Source organism: Chitinophaga barathri, from assembly GCF_003807585.1.
GTDB classification, from domain to species: domain Bacteria; phylum Bacteroidota; class Bacteroidia; order Chitinophagales; family Chitinophagaceae; genus Chitinophaga; species Chitinophaga barathri.
Genome location: NZ_RMBX01000016.1, coordinates 114,635 through 131,070, shown reverse-complemented (window position 1 = coordinate 131,070; position 16,436 = coordinate 114,635). Strand labels below are relative to the sequence as shown.

At 54.1% G+C, this 16,436-nt stretch carries 11 protein-coding genes; 5 read left to right on the top strand and 6 right to left on the bottom strand.

Features of this window, described 5'->3' with window-relative positions:
• Window positions 1-27: 27 nt before the first annotated feature.
• The 5 genes from EG028_RS25580 to EG028_RS25560 all read right to left on the bottom strand — a co-directional run bounded on the left by EG028_RS25580 (window position 28) and on the right by EG028_RS25560 (window position 8,249).
• Window positions 28-1,836 (bottom strand): RagB/SusD family nutrient uptake outer membrane protein, encoded by a 1,809-nt coding sequence (locus tag EG028_RS25580; RefSeq protein WP_120519197.1) that lies wholly within the window; start codon window positions 1,834-1,836, stop codon window positions 28-30.
• Window positions 1,837-1,863: 27 nt separating this feature from the next.
• Window positions 1,864-5,340, bottom strand: a complete 3,477-nt coding sequence (locus EG028_RS25575; RefSeq protein ID WP_162946637.1) for a SusC/RagA family TonB-linked outer membrane protein — start codon at window positions 5,338-5,340, stop codon at window positions 1,864-1,866.
• Between the two features lie 460 nt (window positions 5,341-5,800).
• Entirely contained in the window at window positions 5,801-6,856 is a 1,056-nt protein-coding gene (locus EG028_RS25570) for a FecR family protein (RefSeq protein WP_120519195.1), read from the bottom strand.
• Between the two features lie 59 nt (window positions 6,857-6,915).
• Complete coding sequence (locus tag EG028_RS25565; RefSeq protein ID WP_120519194.1) at window positions 6,916-7,503, bottom strand: RNA polymerase sigma factor; 588 nt, start codon at window positions 7,501-7,503, stop codon at window positions 6,916-6,918.
• Between the two features lie 233 nt (window positions 7,504-7,736).
• On the bottom strand, window positions 7,737-8,249 hold the full coding sequence (locus EG028_RS25560; RefSeq protein ID WP_120519193.1) for a hypothetical protein: 513 nt from the start codon (window positions 8,247-8,249) through the stop codon (window positions 7,737-7,739).
• A 167-nt stretch (window positions 8,250-8,416) separates the two neighbouring features.
• Between EG028_RS25560 and EG028_RS25555 the strand changes: the two genes are divergently transcribed.
• Genes EG028_RS25555 through EG028_RS25545 form a run of 3 tightly spaced genes read left to right on the top strand, consistent with a single transcriptional unit; the run spans window position 8,417 to window position 10,559 of the window.
• Complete coding sequence (locus tag EG028_RS25555; protein WP_120519192.1) at window positions 8,417-8,743, top strand: hypothetical protein; 327 nt, start codon at window positions 8,417-8,419, stop codon at window positions 8,741-8,743.
• 34 nt (window positions 8,744-8,777) lie between these two features.
• On the top strand, window positions 8,778-9,515 hold the full coding sequence (locus tag EG028_RS25550; RefSeq protein WP_120519191.1) for a COG1470 family protein: 738 nt from the start codon (window positions 8,778-8,780) through the stop codon (window positions 9,513-9,515).
• 3 nt (window positions 9,516-9,518) lie between these two features.
• A complete protein-coding gene (locus EG028_RS25545) occupies window positions 9,519-10,559 on the top strand; it encodes a polyprenyl synthetase family protein (protein WP_120519190.1) in 1,041 nt (346 codons plus the stop codon).
• Here the strand turns inward: EG028_RS25545 and EG028_RS25540 are convergent.
• Window positions 10,543-11,997 carry a geranylgeranyl reductase family protein gene (locus tag EG028_RS25540; protein WP_120519189.1) on the bottom strand — a complete coding sequence of 485 codons (1,455 nt, stop codon included), beginning with the start codon at window positions 11,995-11,997 and terminating at the stop codon, window positions 10,543-10,545. The two genes, EG028_RS25545 and EG028_RS25540, sit on opposite strands and share 17 nt — an antisense overlap.
• 139 nt (window positions 11,998-12,136) lie before the next feature.
• Here EG028_RS25540 and EG028_RS25535 point away from each other — a divergent pair, with 139 nt between their 5' ends.
• Together EG028_RS25535 and EG028_RS25530 are read left to right on the top strand one after the other, a co-directional pair.
• Window positions 12,137-12,790 carry a hypothetical protein gene (locus tag EG028_RS25535; RefSeq protein ID WP_120519188.1) on the top strand — a complete coding sequence of 218 codons (654 nt, stop codon included), beginning with the start codon at window positions 12,137-12,139 and terminating at the stop codon, window positions 12,788-12,790.
• A 108-nt stretch (window positions 12,791-12,898) separates the two neighbouring features.
• Complete coding sequence (locus tag EG028_RS25530; RefSeq protein WP_120519187.1) at window positions 12,899-16,402, top strand: PKD domain-containing protein; 3,504 nt, start codon at window positions 12,899-12,901, stop codon at window positions 16,400-16,402.
• The last annotated feature ends 34 nt before the right edge of the window (window positions 16,403-16,436 follow it).

Below are 16,436 nucleotides of genomic sequence, written 5' to 3'. Positions count from 1 at the left end.
TTCTGTTTACAAATTAACGTCATTTTCCTACCAACCGAATATCTGTTTCAGATTGGGATTGAGCAATACCTGGCTTTGCGGCACGGGGCGGTAATAATACTTCGGTTCGATGAAGGTACGTGTGCCCGTTTCGGTGACCATGTAGCCGTTGGTGCCGTTGCTGAGGTATACCGTCACGTCGTCATTGATGGTGCCGGCTTTGTAGTACACCAGGCGCACGCCCAGGGCGTTCTTTTCCTTGGTGGCGTCCGGCGGGATGGTAGCGGTTTTGTCGATCAGGATGATGTCCTCATGACCGTCTCCCGTCATGTCGTATTTGCCCAGCCCGGGGAAGTACATGCCCTGGGGGATCTTTACGAGCAGCTGACCGGCAGCCCAGCGCATCAGGTCGTCGAAGCGGTAACCTTCCAGTGCGAATTCCACGCGGCGCTCACGGCGGATCTCAAGGATAGCGCCTTCCATAGCACCGCTAACCAGCGGGTAGGATGTACTCAGTAAGAAGTCCGGATTGGCATTGGCGGCGGCCAGGTTCATAGGCGCAACGCCTGCTCTTGCGCGCAGGAGATTAACCGATTTGTCCAGGTCCGCCTGTGTGAGCGTGCCCAATTCCGCCAGCGATTCGGCATAGGCGAGCAGGGCCTCCGCATAACGGTATACGGGGAAGTCCACGCTGTTCAGCAGGATGTTGTCCGTGGTATTGTAATATCCTTTCAATTGGTGGTAGCCGCTGAATTTTTTATTGAGTTTCTGAATGTAGGGAGCGGCATCGGCTACGAACTTCCAGCCGGGATAAGCCACGGTGTGCATCAGCCTGGCATCCCTGTTCTGGAATTCCTGGGTGAATGGCATCTGCATGGCGCCGGGCTGGTCTGTGAAGCGCGTGCCGTTTTTCATCAGGTATTCGTTCACCAGGCTGCGCGCGGGTGAGCCTTCGTAATCCCCGAAGATGGTGCCGTTGTTGCTGGAGCCCATCTGTTTGGTCTGATCATATGCTGTGGCGAGGATCACTTCTTTGTTGCTGTTGAGGTCCTGGCTGTTGAACAGGAGGCCGTAATCCGCTTCGGGCTTGCCGGTGTTGTATATCTGGAACTCTCCGCTGTTCATGATCTCCAGCGAAATGTCCCTTGCTTTTTCGAGGAAGCTGTTTGCGCTGCCACCGAGGCTCAGTTCAGGATGGTATTTGCGGTAAGTGCCTTCGTGCAGGGCTATGCGGGCGTACATCATCATCACGGACCATTTGTCCGGTGTATTGGTAGGTACGGCGGGCGTGTTGGAAGAACGGTCCTTTACATGCGCGGCGGCAAATGCCAGGTCGTTCATCACGCTGTCCACGATCAGCGCGCGCGGGTCGCGGGCTTTGTTGAGCTGTTCCGCATCCGAAGGGTCCAGCGGTTTGGAGTACCAGGGCACATCAGAGTAACGTTTTACTTTTTCGAAGTAAAAGATGGCGCGGTAATATTTTGCAAGGCCGGCGTGGTGATCTTTGATCTCCTGCGTGGTGGCGGCGCGTTCGTAGTTCTCCAGGAAATAGTTCAGGTTGCGCAGGCGCCCCCAGTCCCAGCCGCCGGTGATATTGGTGGCGGTGGGCGTGCCGGTCATGATATTTTTCATTTCCACGGCGGCAGTAGTGGCGCAGTTGTCCGTGTTCTGGTCGCTGAAGTATGCGCCGGTGCCGGGTTGGGACACCATACCGTTCATATAAAGCGCCAGGTCTTCCTGTGTTTTAAAGAAAACTTCCGGTGTGATGGCCGTTTCCGGGTAGCGGTTCAGGAAGTCCTTGTTGCAGGAAGTGGTTACTGCAAGCGCCGCTATCAAGTATATCGGTAATTTTTTCATGTTCAGTTCATTTACAGTTTTAATCCATTACAGGTCCAGGTTCAGGCCGGCCGCGTATTTACGTTGGTAGGGATATTCCCAGCCATAGCCGTCGGTGATGGATTCAGGGTCCAGGTATTTTTTGATGGACGAAAACTCGAAGATGTTCTCACCGCTTACAAACAGGCGCAGGCGGCTGATCTTGTAACGTTTGGTGAGGGAGTTGGGCAGCGTGTAACCGATGGTTACGTTTTTGATGCGGAGATAGGCCGCGTTCAGCAGATATTTGGTCTGTGGCATATCCAGGCCGGTCCTGCCGCCGCTGTTGGTATAATTGTTATCCGCCAGCCATGACTGCATTACCGGGAAATATGCGTTCGGATTGGCGTCCGCCAGGCCAGCCGCGATGTAGGATGCGGAGTGTTTGGCGCGCTCTGCGTCTGTATCGGCTTCGCCTCGGTAGAAGTCGAGGTTCCAGGGATAAATGTTGGCGTATGGCTGCTGGTAAGGGCCCCAGTACAGGTAGTGGTGCGGATAATAATCCATCTTGCCGATGCCCTGCAGGAACACGGAGAGGTCTATGCCGTTCCAGTCCATATCGAGGTTGATGCCGTAGCGGTAGCGGGGGGAGGTGTTGCCGATCACGCGCAGGTCTTTCGGATCGTTTGCGCTAAAGCCTCTTTCGATCTTGCTGTTGCCGTCAAAGTCTTTGTACCTGGGCCATCCGGGCACCACGTCTATCGCGCCCCAGGGAATAAGATCGGTCTGGTCCAGCTTGCCGATCTCTGCCGCGTCTTTGAAAGTGCCGTCGTTCGTAAGGCCCCACAGTTCGCCTATTTCCTGGCCTTCATAGTAGTTGTTCAGCAGTTTCTGATCGTTCCTGAATTTGGTGATCCGGGTACGGGAATCGGAGAGAATGGCGCGTACGGAGAAGTTCAGCGGTTTGCCGCCTACGTTCACATAATCGCGGTAGTTCACAGAAAGTTCCCAGCCTTTGGTCCTGAGGTCCGCCGCGTTCTGTTCTGGCACCGCTGTACCCAGTACCCCGGGGAGCTCCTGGCCCGGCGTGAGCATGCCGGTGGTGTTCCGTACAAAGTAGTCGAAGCCGGCCAGTATTTTGTCTTTGAATATGCCTACGTCAGCACCAACGTTTGCCGTGGTCACTTTTTCCCAGGTGTAGGTACGCGGGTCCACCTGGAGGGTGGGGGAGCCGGTGATCACGGGGATGACGTTGCCGCCGATCAGGTAATCCGATTGGTCGTCTTTGGGGAACAGCTGCATGTAACCGAAGTAGTCCACGCTCTGGTTGCCCAGGTTGCCATACGATGCACGCAGTTTGAGGGTGCTCAGCTGGCTGATATTGTTTTTGATGAACGATTCCTCGCTGGCGATCCAGGCTGCTGATACAGACGGGAAAAAGCCCCAGCGGTTGCTTTCGGGGAAGCGGGAAGAGCCGTCGTAACGGCCGTTCAGCTCAAGAATGTATTTGTCGTTGTAGGTATAATTCACACGGCCGAAGAAGCTGCGGATAGCATAGTTCCAGTCATTGCCGAACGGAACGGTGATGGTGCTTTCGCCGCTGGTAAGGCCGATGTAGGGCAGGCTGGAGGAAATGAGACCGTTACGGGTAGAGGTTGTCAGCAGCCATTTATAACTTTCCTGGTTATAACCCGCCAGCAGTTTGATGGCATGTTTGCCGAAGGTTTTGTTGTAGTTGGCAAACAGGTCGAACACATCATGGTTGATATTGCCCGTATTTTCGGTCACATAACCTGCGCCGCCCACCTGGCGGATGTCGTTCGGTCCGTAACCGATGCTGTATTTTTTACTGTCGGTGTGGTATTTCCACAGCTCGCGTTTGAAACTGGCGTCGCCGGTGATCTGCAGGTCGCCGTTCAGGAAGGTGCCGGTGGCTTTGGCAATGTTCTGGAAGCCGAAGCGGGTGTCCTGCCTGCCGCCGCCCTCTGTGAGCCTGGCTGCAAGATTGCCGGCGCCGGTATTGGCCCAGGTGCCGTCCGGGTTTTTGGCTACATCTGTTGGCTGGAGGTAGTAGATGTCGGTAATGTTGACGGTGGGCTGTGTCCTGCGTGTCTGGTAAATGTTCAGGTTGTTGTCCACACTCAGCCATTTGAGCGGTCTCAGGTTCAGCTTGCCGCGCAGGCCATAGCGGTCCCAGTCGTCTTTGGTGAGTTTGTTCAGGCCGTTTTCTTTAGTATAATCCGCGCTCAGCAGGTAGGACACCGGCAGCTTTTTGCCGTTTTCGGCGGAGCCGCTGAGGGAGATGGAATGATATTGTGAAGGGCTGCTTTTGGCGAAGAAATAGTCGTTCCAGTTATTGCTGCCCATGTAAGCCCATTTGTTGGGATCGGAGGGATCTACGCGCACTTCCGGGAGGGAAGGGTCTTCGGACCGTTGTTTGGCCCAGGCGTAATGGTCGTCGGTGTAGTTCACATAATCCCAGGGTGTATTGTCCGTAGCGGTTTCCAGCACGCGGGAATAAATGTAAGGGTCTGTAACCGCCTCGGGCAGTACGGTGAGCCTTGACATGGCGAAGTAGTTGTTATAAGACAGCAGCTGCCTGCCGCCGGACACTCCTTCTTTGGTGGTCACCAGCAATACGCCGTATGCGGCACGGGCGCCGTAAATGGCTGCGGAAGCAGCATCGCGGAGCACGGAGATAGACGCGATGTCTGAAGGGTTCAGGCGCAGCAGGTCATCCGTGGCGGAGGCGATACCGTCGATGATCACGAGAGGGGAGCCGCCGTTGATGGAGGTAAAGCCGCGCACGTTGATGGTGGGCGTCTGACCCGGCTGGCCGCCGAAATAGGTGATGTTGAGGCCGGGGCTGAGGCCCTGCAGGCCCTGGAATACATTGGCAATGGGCCTTTCAGCCAGCTGTTTGCCGCCTATCTGGTCTATGGCGCCGGTTACATTGATCTTGCGCTGGGTGCCGTAACCTACCACTATTACTTCTTCCATGGAGTTGGAATTGGGCTCCAGCTTTACCTGCATGGCAGATGCGGCGTTCACGGGCAGCTCCTGGGATTCATAACCCACATAGCTGAACACAAGGATGCCTTCTTCCGGCACTTTCAGCTCGAATTCGCCTTTTTCATTGGTAAAGGTACCTATCTGCGTATTTTTCAGGCGCACGCTTACCATCTGTAAAGGTTCGCCGGAAGGGCTGCTCACCTTACCTTTGGCCGTTACATCCCTGCGTTCGTTGCCGGCGGGGGCTATCACGATGAGGTTGTTCGGCATCAGGCGGTAGCTGAGCTGTGTATTTTGCAGCATCTGGTCCAGCACTTTGGTGATGGGCCAGTTCCTGGCGTCCAGGCTCACCCTGGTGGTGAGCGGGAGATGATCATCATTGTACACAAAACGGTACTCCGTTGTGAGCTCAATGAGTGAGAATGCCTTCTCAAGATTGGTGCGGGATAATTTTACGGAAATCGTGTTCTGCCCGCGTACGGAGGCACTAGCCTGCATGCATACAACAAAAACGATGATCGCGGAGAGCTTCATAATAAGGAGTAGTTTTTTGAGGCCTCGCCGGGGTGGAAGCCATCTCACCTCTTGACATTTTTTCATACCTTTGAATTGTCGGTTAATTGAAATAGTTCATGTATACGCATAGCAACGTCATTAGCCGGTAATTACACGGGGAATGGTGCGAACATTTCCCGTTTTTTTTGGCCCTATTGCTTTAATTAAAAATTTGTGCTGGTGTGTCTTGTTATACCATCGGCATGTCGTTAAAAATGTAATGATCCTTTTTCGAGAAATTAAATGTGTGCAAGGTCATGCCGTTGCACCCACAGCCTGTTAAGTTTTCACATGTTAAATGCAGGTATATCTTCCCGCATCCGGCTCTAATTTGTTCTGTTTGTTAGCGAAATATTCAATGCGGGCATGTCCCGATATACTATAATTCCCGCATTCGTTTTACCTGTTCCTGTTTACACCCGAAAATTGATTTTGTTTTTTATTCTATCCAGATAATGCCCGCGGCATCTTTCTTAAAATGAAATGATCCTGTCAGCTCCAGCGCTTCCAATGCCTCCGTCAGCGATTCTTTTTCAAATACGGCCGTCAGGCTCACCTGTTTTTTATCTTCGTTCCTGAAGCGGATATCCGCGCCATACCACTGCTCCAGCAGTATGACCACTTTTTCGAGGGGCTGCGATTTGAAAGCGAGTTTGTTCTGCACCCAGGCCGTCTCCGCGATCACACTGTCCCTCACTTCGGTCAGCGTGGATTTCACGGCGGGCGCGGGCACGATAGTCTCACGGTCCGCCACGCCGCTGCTCACGGGCTGAAGGGTGGATACGCTGAGTTTTTCGTTCGGCATCAGGCGCACGGTCTTTTTGTCCATCACCACTTCCACGGCGCCGGTCACCAGGGAGGTTACGGCATTGTCTTCATGCGGGTAGGCGCGTACGTTGAAGGTGGTGCCCAGTACCCTGATGGAAAAGGTGTTTGTTTTGACAATAAAAGGATGCTCGGCGTCTTTGGTTACGTCAAAGAAGGCCTCACCGGCGAGCGTCACTTCACGGGTTTTGCCGGCGAACTGTTTGGGATAGTCCAGCTGGCTGCCCGCATTGAGCCATACGGTGGTGCCGTCCGGCAGTTTGATCTGCGAGCGGGAGCCCTGATGGGTCACCATTTGCTGCAATTCTTCAGTGGCCTGGCCCTTCTGTTTGGGCCACAAGGCGTACCCCACATAAAACGCAAGCGCCAGCGCGGCAGCTACACCGGTCAGGCGGAATATCATCCGCCGGATGCGGCCGGTACCGGGCTCAGGCTCCTCTTCGGTCTCCATGGCGGCTTCCAGTCTTTGACGATGCCGTTGCAAAGCCTGGTCCGTTTCTTCCGGACTGAAGCGTTTGTGTTTGTCTTTCCAGGGCTGCATCATTACTTCCTTTACGTAAGAAGCGTCAGGATGCTGCTGGAGCAGGCGTTCCAGCTCCTTTTCCTCTTCAGGCGGCAACTGGTTTGCCATTTTTTTGGCCAGCAGGTTCCAGATCTTATCATGCATCATAATACAAGGACAGTTTCAGGAATAAAAGTTCCCTAAAGGATTAGAAATTTTTTTTCGGTTTAGCGGAGAAGGTAAGATTGGGCGAGATCTGCCGGCATATCCAGGCGGATCGCTTCGGCTATTTTTTTAACGGAGATGGCCAGCTGGGCGTCCACCGTTTTGGGGGATATCTGCAATAGTTCGCCCACTTCGCGGTATTTCAGCCCGTCCTGTTTCACCAGCCGGAATATCAGCTGGCAGCGGGCGGGGAGGCTGCGGATGGCGGATTCTATCTTTTGGGTCACTTCGGCGGAAAGCATATTCTGTTCGGTATCGGGAAGGATGGCGAGGGCGTCTGTATCCAGGTTGTCCAGGCTCAGGTGCTGGTGCCGGCGGTGCTGGCGCACGGCGTTGAGGCTCTGGTTGCGCGTGCACACGTACAGGTATACCACGGGATTGGCTACGTTCGAGAGCTGTGCCCGTTTGCGCCAGAGCATTATAAACACGTCCGACACTATTTCTTCAGCCAGTTGCCAGCTGCCGGTAATAGCGGCGGAGAAGTGGATCAGGCGCGAACACAAAGCTTTGTACAGCTCATTGTAGGCATCCTGGTCACCGTCGTCACATACCTGGCGGAAATATTGGTGGAGCACTTCCTCATTCATCATGCCGGAAAAGTATAGAATTGTTCGATGGCAAATATTAACGCAATATTATTTCTTCGTGGATTCTGTTGGATGTTCGGATTCTGATTGATTTTTTAAAAGAGTAACTGACCCAAATTAATAAAACTTTCAGCAAGCGGCCAACTATTATTTTCCCATAGGGCCGGAAGAGAAAAGGGTGCATCGGAATCCGGTGCACCCTTTTCAGCGCGGTGATTCCGCGGGTTAAATATCTTTTAATAGGCGTGCAGCCCGAGTTTGCCGGCCAGCCAGCTGTTTTTCAGCGGCACGAGCCAGTGTTTCTCCAGTTCGCCTTTTGTCTGCACGGTATTGTTCAGGTAAATGGTGTCTGTGGAAATATACCCTTTTTCGATCGCGTAGCCTACCTGCGCCAGGGGCAGCAGCTGCAATTTTTCCTTCACGATGAAACCCAGCGCCAGGCGGTCGAACAGGTTTACGCTATACTGGTTTTCCATGCTTTTTATGATCCTCACGGAGCTGTCTGTGCTGCATCCGCTTACGCCCGCCTCGCTTTCGTCCGCCATGAGCACGATCACCTGGTCAAACAGGAGGCGTCCCCAGCCTTTTACGGGCGTTCCGTGGGAGTTCCATTGTTCGGTGAACTGGTGGAGCTGTTCTTCGATCTCAACGGCTTCCTTGGCTGAAAAAGGCCGGTTGCTCTGGTATATCCAAACCCGGCTGGCCGGGGAGAAGTCTGATGGTAAAATATGTACGATATCGGTATTCATCCTGCAAAATTACGGGAATCCGGCTAAAACCGGACCGAAGAATTAACCCGGTTTTCTTTTTTGCATGGGATTATTTAGTTAGATTTGGTATAGTAACCGTTGTAGACTCCAAAGTTCCAAAAGAAAGAAGAATCCTTAGATTTCCTTTAACCTCAAAATTTCTCATCATGGCAGAAGATCACAATGTCCACATTGTCGAGTGGCCAAAAGAGGGAAACGCCCGCCTTGAGCACTTTTTCAACGAAAAACCTTTACAGGTCAGCATGCTGCACAACCAGGGACAGGCCGTTCCGTTATGTATCAAATTATGCGAGCCTATCTGCGCCGAAAGCAATTACCGCATCGGTATCAACCTGTTGGGACAGCCGTTCGCCGAGATCGTGATCAAAGGCGTCACCCGCCTGTTCAATTGCCGGGACAGCAACGATAAGCCCAATGACAAACCGAATGATAACCCCGGCGGCCCCACAACGCACGTACCGCCCGTAGGTTAGCAGTATATCGTTCATCCCCCAAAACATCCCCTATATGCCCGTAAAAGCGAAGCAAAAAGCGGCGGAGCCGGTGGCTGCCACACAACCGGCGCCCGAAAAAAGCGCTCCCGCCACCGGCATCCAGTTCGAAGGCCTGGGTAATATCGTAGACAGTGCATCCAAAATAGTGCTGAAAGCAGCCAATATCCTCGAAGAGGAGATTGCGCGCGGCATTGTGGCGGCCAAACAGATAGAAGGCAAACTCACGGACGTACAGAAGCTCAGGGGCGGGAACAAGGAAGAGCTCCTTACCCGCTTCAGGCAGGATGCGCATGATGTGATAGACCTCCTCATAGACTTTACCACCATTGCCGTGAAAAATGCAGGCAGCCTCGCTTCCCGCATCATCAATATCCGGCAGGGCGGTACGGACGGCACGGATGGCAGCCCGCAGGCCGAAGACCCTGTTCAGATCCCCCTTATCCACGCGCCCAAAGACATGAAAGCGGGCGAGGCCCTGGAAGTGCCCATCACGCTGGAAAACGACAGTAAAACGGACGTGAAGACCATCGAATTCACAAACACCGCGCTGATGGACGCGTCCAACAACCAGATAGCCGCGGCGGCTATCACGTACACCCCCAATCCGCTCGTTTTACAGCCTGGCAGCAACGGCAGTGTGAAGATCGCCATCAAAGTGCCGGATGGGGCAAAACCAGGCTCCTATACCTGTTTTATACAGGGAAAAAACGTGTCGAACCTCAAGGCCACCCTGCTGGTGAAAGTAGTTTAACGCATGCTCTCCACCGATATACAGGAACAATTCCTGGCGAAGCTGGGCGCGTACCGGGACCTCAGCCTCAAAACCCTGATCGATTTTATCCCGGACCGCGAGCCAAAGAAATATCTGTACGACCTGGTAACGCTTTACCCCAAACGCGGCGGTAAAGGTTTCAGGCCCGGGCTATGCCTTGCGGCCTGCAATATCTTTGGCGGCACCACCGCCGAAGCCATGAACTCCGCCATTGCGCTGGAACTGTTTCACAACGCCTTCCTGGTACACGACGACATCGAGGACGAAAGCGACGACCGCCGCGGCAGCCCCACCATGCATGCCGCACACGGCGTGCCCATCGCCATCAATGTAGGCGACGCCATGAACGTGCTCAGCATCCGCCCGCTGATGCACAACATCTTTACGCTTGGCCCCAGCCTTACCTGGCAGGTGTTTTCGGAAATAGAACATATGGTGCTGGAAAGCGTGGAAGGCCAGGCTATGGAGCTGGGCTGGCGGCAGGACAATCTCTGTGATCTCAAAGAAGACGATTACCTCCGCATGATACTCAAAAAAACATGCTGGTATACCTGCATCCACCCGCTGCGCATCGGCGCCATCATCGGCTCCGGCGGCGCCATGGACCCGGATGTGTTCAACCGCTTTGGTTATTATCTCGGCGCAGCGTTCCAGATACAGGACGATCTGCTCAATCTTGTAGGCGACCAGGATAAATACGGCAAAGAAATATGCGGCGATGTGCTGGAAGGCAAACGCACGCTGATGCTGATCTACCTGCTGAATACCTGCAATCAGAAAGAGAAACAAAAGCTGGAAACCTATCTTGCCAAAAAACGTTCTTTACGGATGCCCGACGAAACGGAGTGGGTGATGAAGATGATGAAAAAATACGACTGTATCGCGTATGGAAGGAAAAACGCGCAAAACCTTGCCGGCGCCGCGCTGAAAGAGTTTTATACGGTATTCGGGCATATGCCCGAATCGGAGGACAAACAGTTTATTGAAAGTATGATCCTGTATATGATCAACCGCGATTATTGATACCTTTCAGCACATGCCCCGCGAGCTGAAAAGAATTACTTACAATGCCTTTTCCCCAGCTGAGATAATTCCCGGGATGCTGCATCAGATCGCCGGCGGTCTGCATGCCGAACATCATCCCGCCCCAGGCCAGCCGGGTGATATTCCCGGGCCCTTTGGCTGCTTCGCGGAAAGCGTCCGTAGCCAGCGTCTGCACACCCTGCGTTATGCTTTTGCCGATAAATGAAGCGCTCATGGCTTCGTTTGCGGGTTTGAGGCCGGCGAGTATGCCTCCGGCGATATCCGCGTATTCATCATCCCGGCGGGCTTTCTGAACGATGATGTCCAGCAGTTTCAGCCAGAGCGGGTTCAGATTGCGGTTGCGGATAAATTGTATCAGCGTGTTGGAAAGCGACATGTCGAACCCCAGCTCTTCCACGATCTTCTTTTTGTAAGGCGCCAGCGCGGCTTCATGGAACTGCTCCCGCCGGATACATTCCGTGATCGTCTCCGCCGCCCAGCGCCCGCTGAGCGTGGCGTATTGTATGCCTTCCCCGTTTAGCGCGTTGATGAGCCCACCAGCATCACCCACGAGCACAAGCCGGTCCGCTGTTTTGGGATGATCGGGATTGTAGGTGGCCAGCGGCCAGCCCACCACTTTGTCCTCCAGTTCGCCATCGCCGATCTTTGCTTTCAGCGCGGGATCTTTTTCGATCAGCTCCAGCAGCAGCGTTTTCAGGTTCACTTCCTGGTGCGGGAAATTCTCCTGTACCATACCCACGCCCACATTCGCGGTATCGGGGCCGGTGGGGAAAAACCAGTAATAACCCGGGAAACTCTGAGAGGTGAAATACAGTTCGGCCTGGTCCGGCATGCACTTCACGTTTTTGTAGTATGCCCGCACGGCCAGTATCCTGTCTTCCGCCTGCGGCTTGCTGCCGGTGAGTATACGCGCCACGGTAGAACTGCTGCCATCAGCGCCTACGATCATTTTGGCGAACAACGATCCTTTTTTGTGATGCGCCAGCACGCCGTTGCTGAACACCTGGTAATCCAGCAGCCTGCCCGCCAGCAGTTTTGCGCCTTTTTTGACGGCGGCTTTCAGTATCCAGTCGTCCAGTTCCATGCGGGGTATCACACGGCCATGGTCGGGGATGCCGCTTACCAACGGGATGTTTTTGGTTATCATCGGTTTGCCGTCCAGGTAAAGGGCCGCTTGGGTGATCACATTGGTCTTGCGGAAAGCTTCGTACTGATCGATGCCCATGCCTGCCAGCTCCCGTATGGCTACAGGGCCTACAAAGTCGCCGCATACCTTATCGCGGGGGAAGGGCTGGTAATCGAGAATGGTGACCTGTATACCCTGCGTGGCGAGGTGATATGCGCAGGAAGCGCCCGCAGGGCCGCCGCCGATGATCAGCACATCCGTATCGTACTGCGGGGTTACATGCAGTTTCATGGGGTTTGGTTTATATCCGAATTTACGAAAAATAACATGCAGTCTCCATGGTTTTCCTTAAATTTGACATATCACCCCGAGCCCCAATTCAACAGCACAACGGTACTGCATATCATTCGCCCCAATAAAAACGCTTCTTATGGAAAAAGGAAAAATTTCCTCCCTGAAAGAATTGCAACAGCAGATGCCCCGTATTCTCGAACAACATGGCAAAGATCCTTCACTTACTTTGCTCGCACTCGCCAATCCTTTGCTGGCACTGGAAAAAATTGGCTACACCTTCAGCCCCGAAGCGAAGGAAGAGATCACCGCGCATATCCGTTTTGGTAAAACAGGCGCTGCTAAAGTGGAAACACTGAAGGCGCAGATATTCGCCGTCACCGGCAAACCCTTCGACCTGCGTGACGCCGCCGCGCTGCAACAAAACCTCAACGCCGTGCTTTCCAAAACAGCTGCTTCCAGCGAAGTGAAACCAGATAAATCAATAGCCAAAGCAAAAGCGGCCGCCCCCGGCCCGGTGAAGCTGGCTTTGCCCAAAGAAGAAGTAGACGCCATCCTGGAGAGCGTTAAAAAACCGGTGAAGATAGTGGGAGGGAAAGTAACCGACCCGCTGGAAACATTCAGCGCAAAACACGCGGTGATAGCCCCTTTGCTGGAATACCGCAAACTGGAAGCCACTCATCCGCAGCTGGCGCAGCAAAGCGTGGCTGAAGCGCTCGTGAAACAAAAAGATAAGCTGCCCCTGCGCAATATCAGTTTCCGGATGAACCGTTCGAATGGCAATACAAAATAACATCCACCGGCATAACTCAGAACACTAAGACAAACACAATACGATATCAATACCGATAATCAGCGGCACTGAACCGCAACATGTTAAATCCCCATAAAACCCCTGCAAATGGCAAACACGCATGGTTTTGAAGTGATCGCGCAACTCACCGTTCCCGCCCTGAAACAATTGCTGCTGGCCGCATGGAAATCCGGCGGCGATGCCAGCGGCCCCGGTGTGATACCTGAATATGTCAACATTCCCAATACGATCAGCTTCGGCCCCTACCAGGTGGCCAGCGGGCATGTACAGATACCGAAGGAACAACTGGACCTGGAAATGGATACCGGCGTGAACGGCGTCCGCATCAAGCTGGGCACCATCAATCATATTGAGATCGCCAACCCGCCGATCGATGCGGCCAAATTGTTCGATATCACGGCGGACGTGCACGTGCGTGTGCCCATCCGGGAAATCAATACCGCCAATCATGAGATAGGGGCGGACTTCACAGCCATGCCCGCGGACGCGGTAAGCGTGTCCATCACCAGCGGCGATCCCATTGCGCCCATTACCACGGCCGCCATCGAAGAGTTTGTACATAAAAAATACCAGGAAGGCGCCATCCCTTCGCAGATCACGCCGGACCCCACCATTTCTTTCGGCCCCTTCAGCATGAAGGTACATACCGAACTGTACGATGACGTGAATGATCCCGCGCGTAAGATCACCATCGAAAAGCCGGACCCCACGCATGTGAAAGTGATCATCCCCTGTTACCTTCGGTTTTATGATATCACCGGCAGCCTTGCCGGGTTTTCTCTCCGCACGCCCATGGGCATCACCGGGAAAGCCGTAATGCTGGCGGAATATACGGAAGCAGCGGACCGCATCTTCGTGAAGACCTCTACCGCCACCGTTACGCTGGAAAACGTAACACCCGCTTCCGGCGACGAAGGCAGCAATTATACCTTCAACAAAAATGCCGCTTCCATCGGCGGCTACGACCTGGAAGCGCTCATCAAAACAAACTTCAGTTCCGCCGCCGCCGGTCCTCTTCACGCCTTTGGCGACGTGGAAGTATTTGTGCCCACCATGGCGCAGATAGAAGGTTTTATCGCCGCCCGCGTGCGGGACGAACTGGTGGCGCGGCAGAAAATACAGGTATGGAAAGTGGAAGACCCCACCGGCACCACCACCATCAATGATGTAACCCCACAGGCCTACAGCAATGGCTTTGCGCTTTGCATCAACGGCGGCGGAGGCGGCAATCCCGGCGCGGTGACCAGCTTTGTGCCCGCGGGCCGCGACTTTGCGATCGCTACCAGCGAAGCCAAAGTGCGGCAGGAATTCAACGAGACCGTGGCCGATCAATACGGTACATTGCCTACCACGCTGGATGAACCGGTGGAAGGCAAAACCGTAAAACTCAACAGCATCGGCCTGGACCTCCTTACCGGCGAGCTGAGCGTGAACGGGGAAGTGACGATCGTAGATGCCGTGCTGGACAGCATCGATATAGACGCCGGTTTTGACCAAAAGGTAAAACTCAAATGGGTAGATAAATCAGACGGCACGCAGATGCTGGAGCATGAGCTGATCGGCGACCCCGATGTGGACCTTGGCGCAGGAGCCTGGCTGCTGGTGGCTTTCCTCGGTTTCCTCACCTTTGGTATCATCGGCCTTATCATTGGCCTGATCATTATGGCGGTGGTGGAAAGTATTGCTTCGAAGATCGGCGGGGTAGTGGCAAAAGATGAATCCGGGAAAGTGACGGGCATCGGTGCATGGCCGGGTAGCCTGGATGCTATCGGTAATGTGCAGGCACGTTTTGAAAACCCCGTGGTGATAGAACCGAGCGGCCTGGTGTTCGCCGGCAATATGATCATCACCAGTACGCACGCGCTCACTTCTGAAGATATGGCCCGCTCTCATGGCCCGTACAACGTAACCGGCAACGCCTTTGTGAACTTCAACGGCGGTGCGGACAAACCTACTTCAAAAGCCCACTGGCTGGCGGGAGACGGCGCATCGTTCACCCTCCGCAATGTATCCCACCGTTTCGGAAAGAGCGGCGTATATGTTGCACGCGTGCAGATACAGGTGGATGAAACCGGCGGTGCCACCACCAAACATTACACCCGCGTGAATGTGAAAAACGTGGCCCCGGTGGTTAGTTTTGAATTACCCGTGATCACGGTGGAAGAAGGGGAAAAGGTGACGCTGAAAGCGGTATTCACGGATGATAACTGGCTGGATACCCACAAAGCGGTCATAGACTTCGGCGATAATACGGCGCCACAAACGCTCTCCGTCACTGAAACCAACAAAGAACCCCAGGCGCAGGGCACTGCCAGCGCGGAGCACGCCTGGTGCGACAATGGCACCTATACCGTCCGCCTCACCGTGCAGGACAGTGCCGGCGGCGTGGGTGAAGCCGTCATGACCGTGAACGTCACGAACGTGGCGCCTAAAGTATTCACCTACAAACGCCTCTGCGTGCTCAGGAATCAGCCCGTACGCCTCGACGCCGTATTTATAGATGCGGGCTGGTGCGACTCGCATGTAGGCACCTGGGATAGCGGGGACGGTCATATCAAAATGGCAACTATCCGCGAGAAAAATAAATCACCGCAGGGGGTGGGCATCGCCTCCGCTTCGCATGTATACACCTGCAAGGGCAATTACGTGGCCAAGGTGACCGTGCAGGACGATGACGGCGGCGTGGGCATGGCCTATTCGCTCGTCACCGTTACGGAGCTTCAAAACGCCGATTTCGAAGGTGGCTTCCGTTACAAACCGCAGAAGGAAGCGCGCAATACGCAGGAAGACGCGATCGTGGCCAACGAATGGCAGCCTTTTGCTTCGCCGGTGCTCATCATAGACCCGGAAAACTCGAACGTGCCGCCTTTTAAAGCCGCTTATTTTATCCCGGATGAGTTCATTTGCAGGGATGGCCAGCGTGCGCAGGGCGTGACCATAGAAGGCTCCGGGATCGCGGGCATACGGCAGAGCATCTGTGCGAACTGTGGCTGGGATTATGAATTCACTACTTTTTATCACCTGCCCACCCGCAGCAGGGGAATGGCAAGGATCGGCATCGATCCCAACGGCGGCACCAATCCCGTCTCGGAAGACATTGTATGGGTGGAAGCCGCCGCTGTTGACGAATGGGTGCATATGTCCGTACGGGTGACCGCGTTAAAATCCAGGATCACCTGTTTTATCGCCGTGTACCAGGAAAATGGAGAAAGCGAATTGTACATAGACCGGGCCGCGCTCTTTATGATACAGGCCTGCGATCCGTACCCGCTCATTATGCGTCCGAAAGACCGGCAGGACTGCTGCCCGGTGGACGAACTGGAACGGCATGATTTTGACAAACTGGAAAAATATATGAGCGACGATATCGCGATGTATTACCCCGGCACGGCCGCCTATCGCGCCAGCATGAGCGGAGTGAGAATGGTGGATGAAAACAATCCGCCGCCCGCCTTCCGGCTGGACAAACAATCCGGCGAGCAATTAATGAATATGGCGGTGAGCGGGGCTATACAGCTTACGACGGGTATTGCGAAAACCTTGATCAAAGGGACGATAGGGAGGATATTGCCTTTTGGAAAGAGAGGCTAGGTATTGGTTTTACATTATGGTTTATTGACTGATA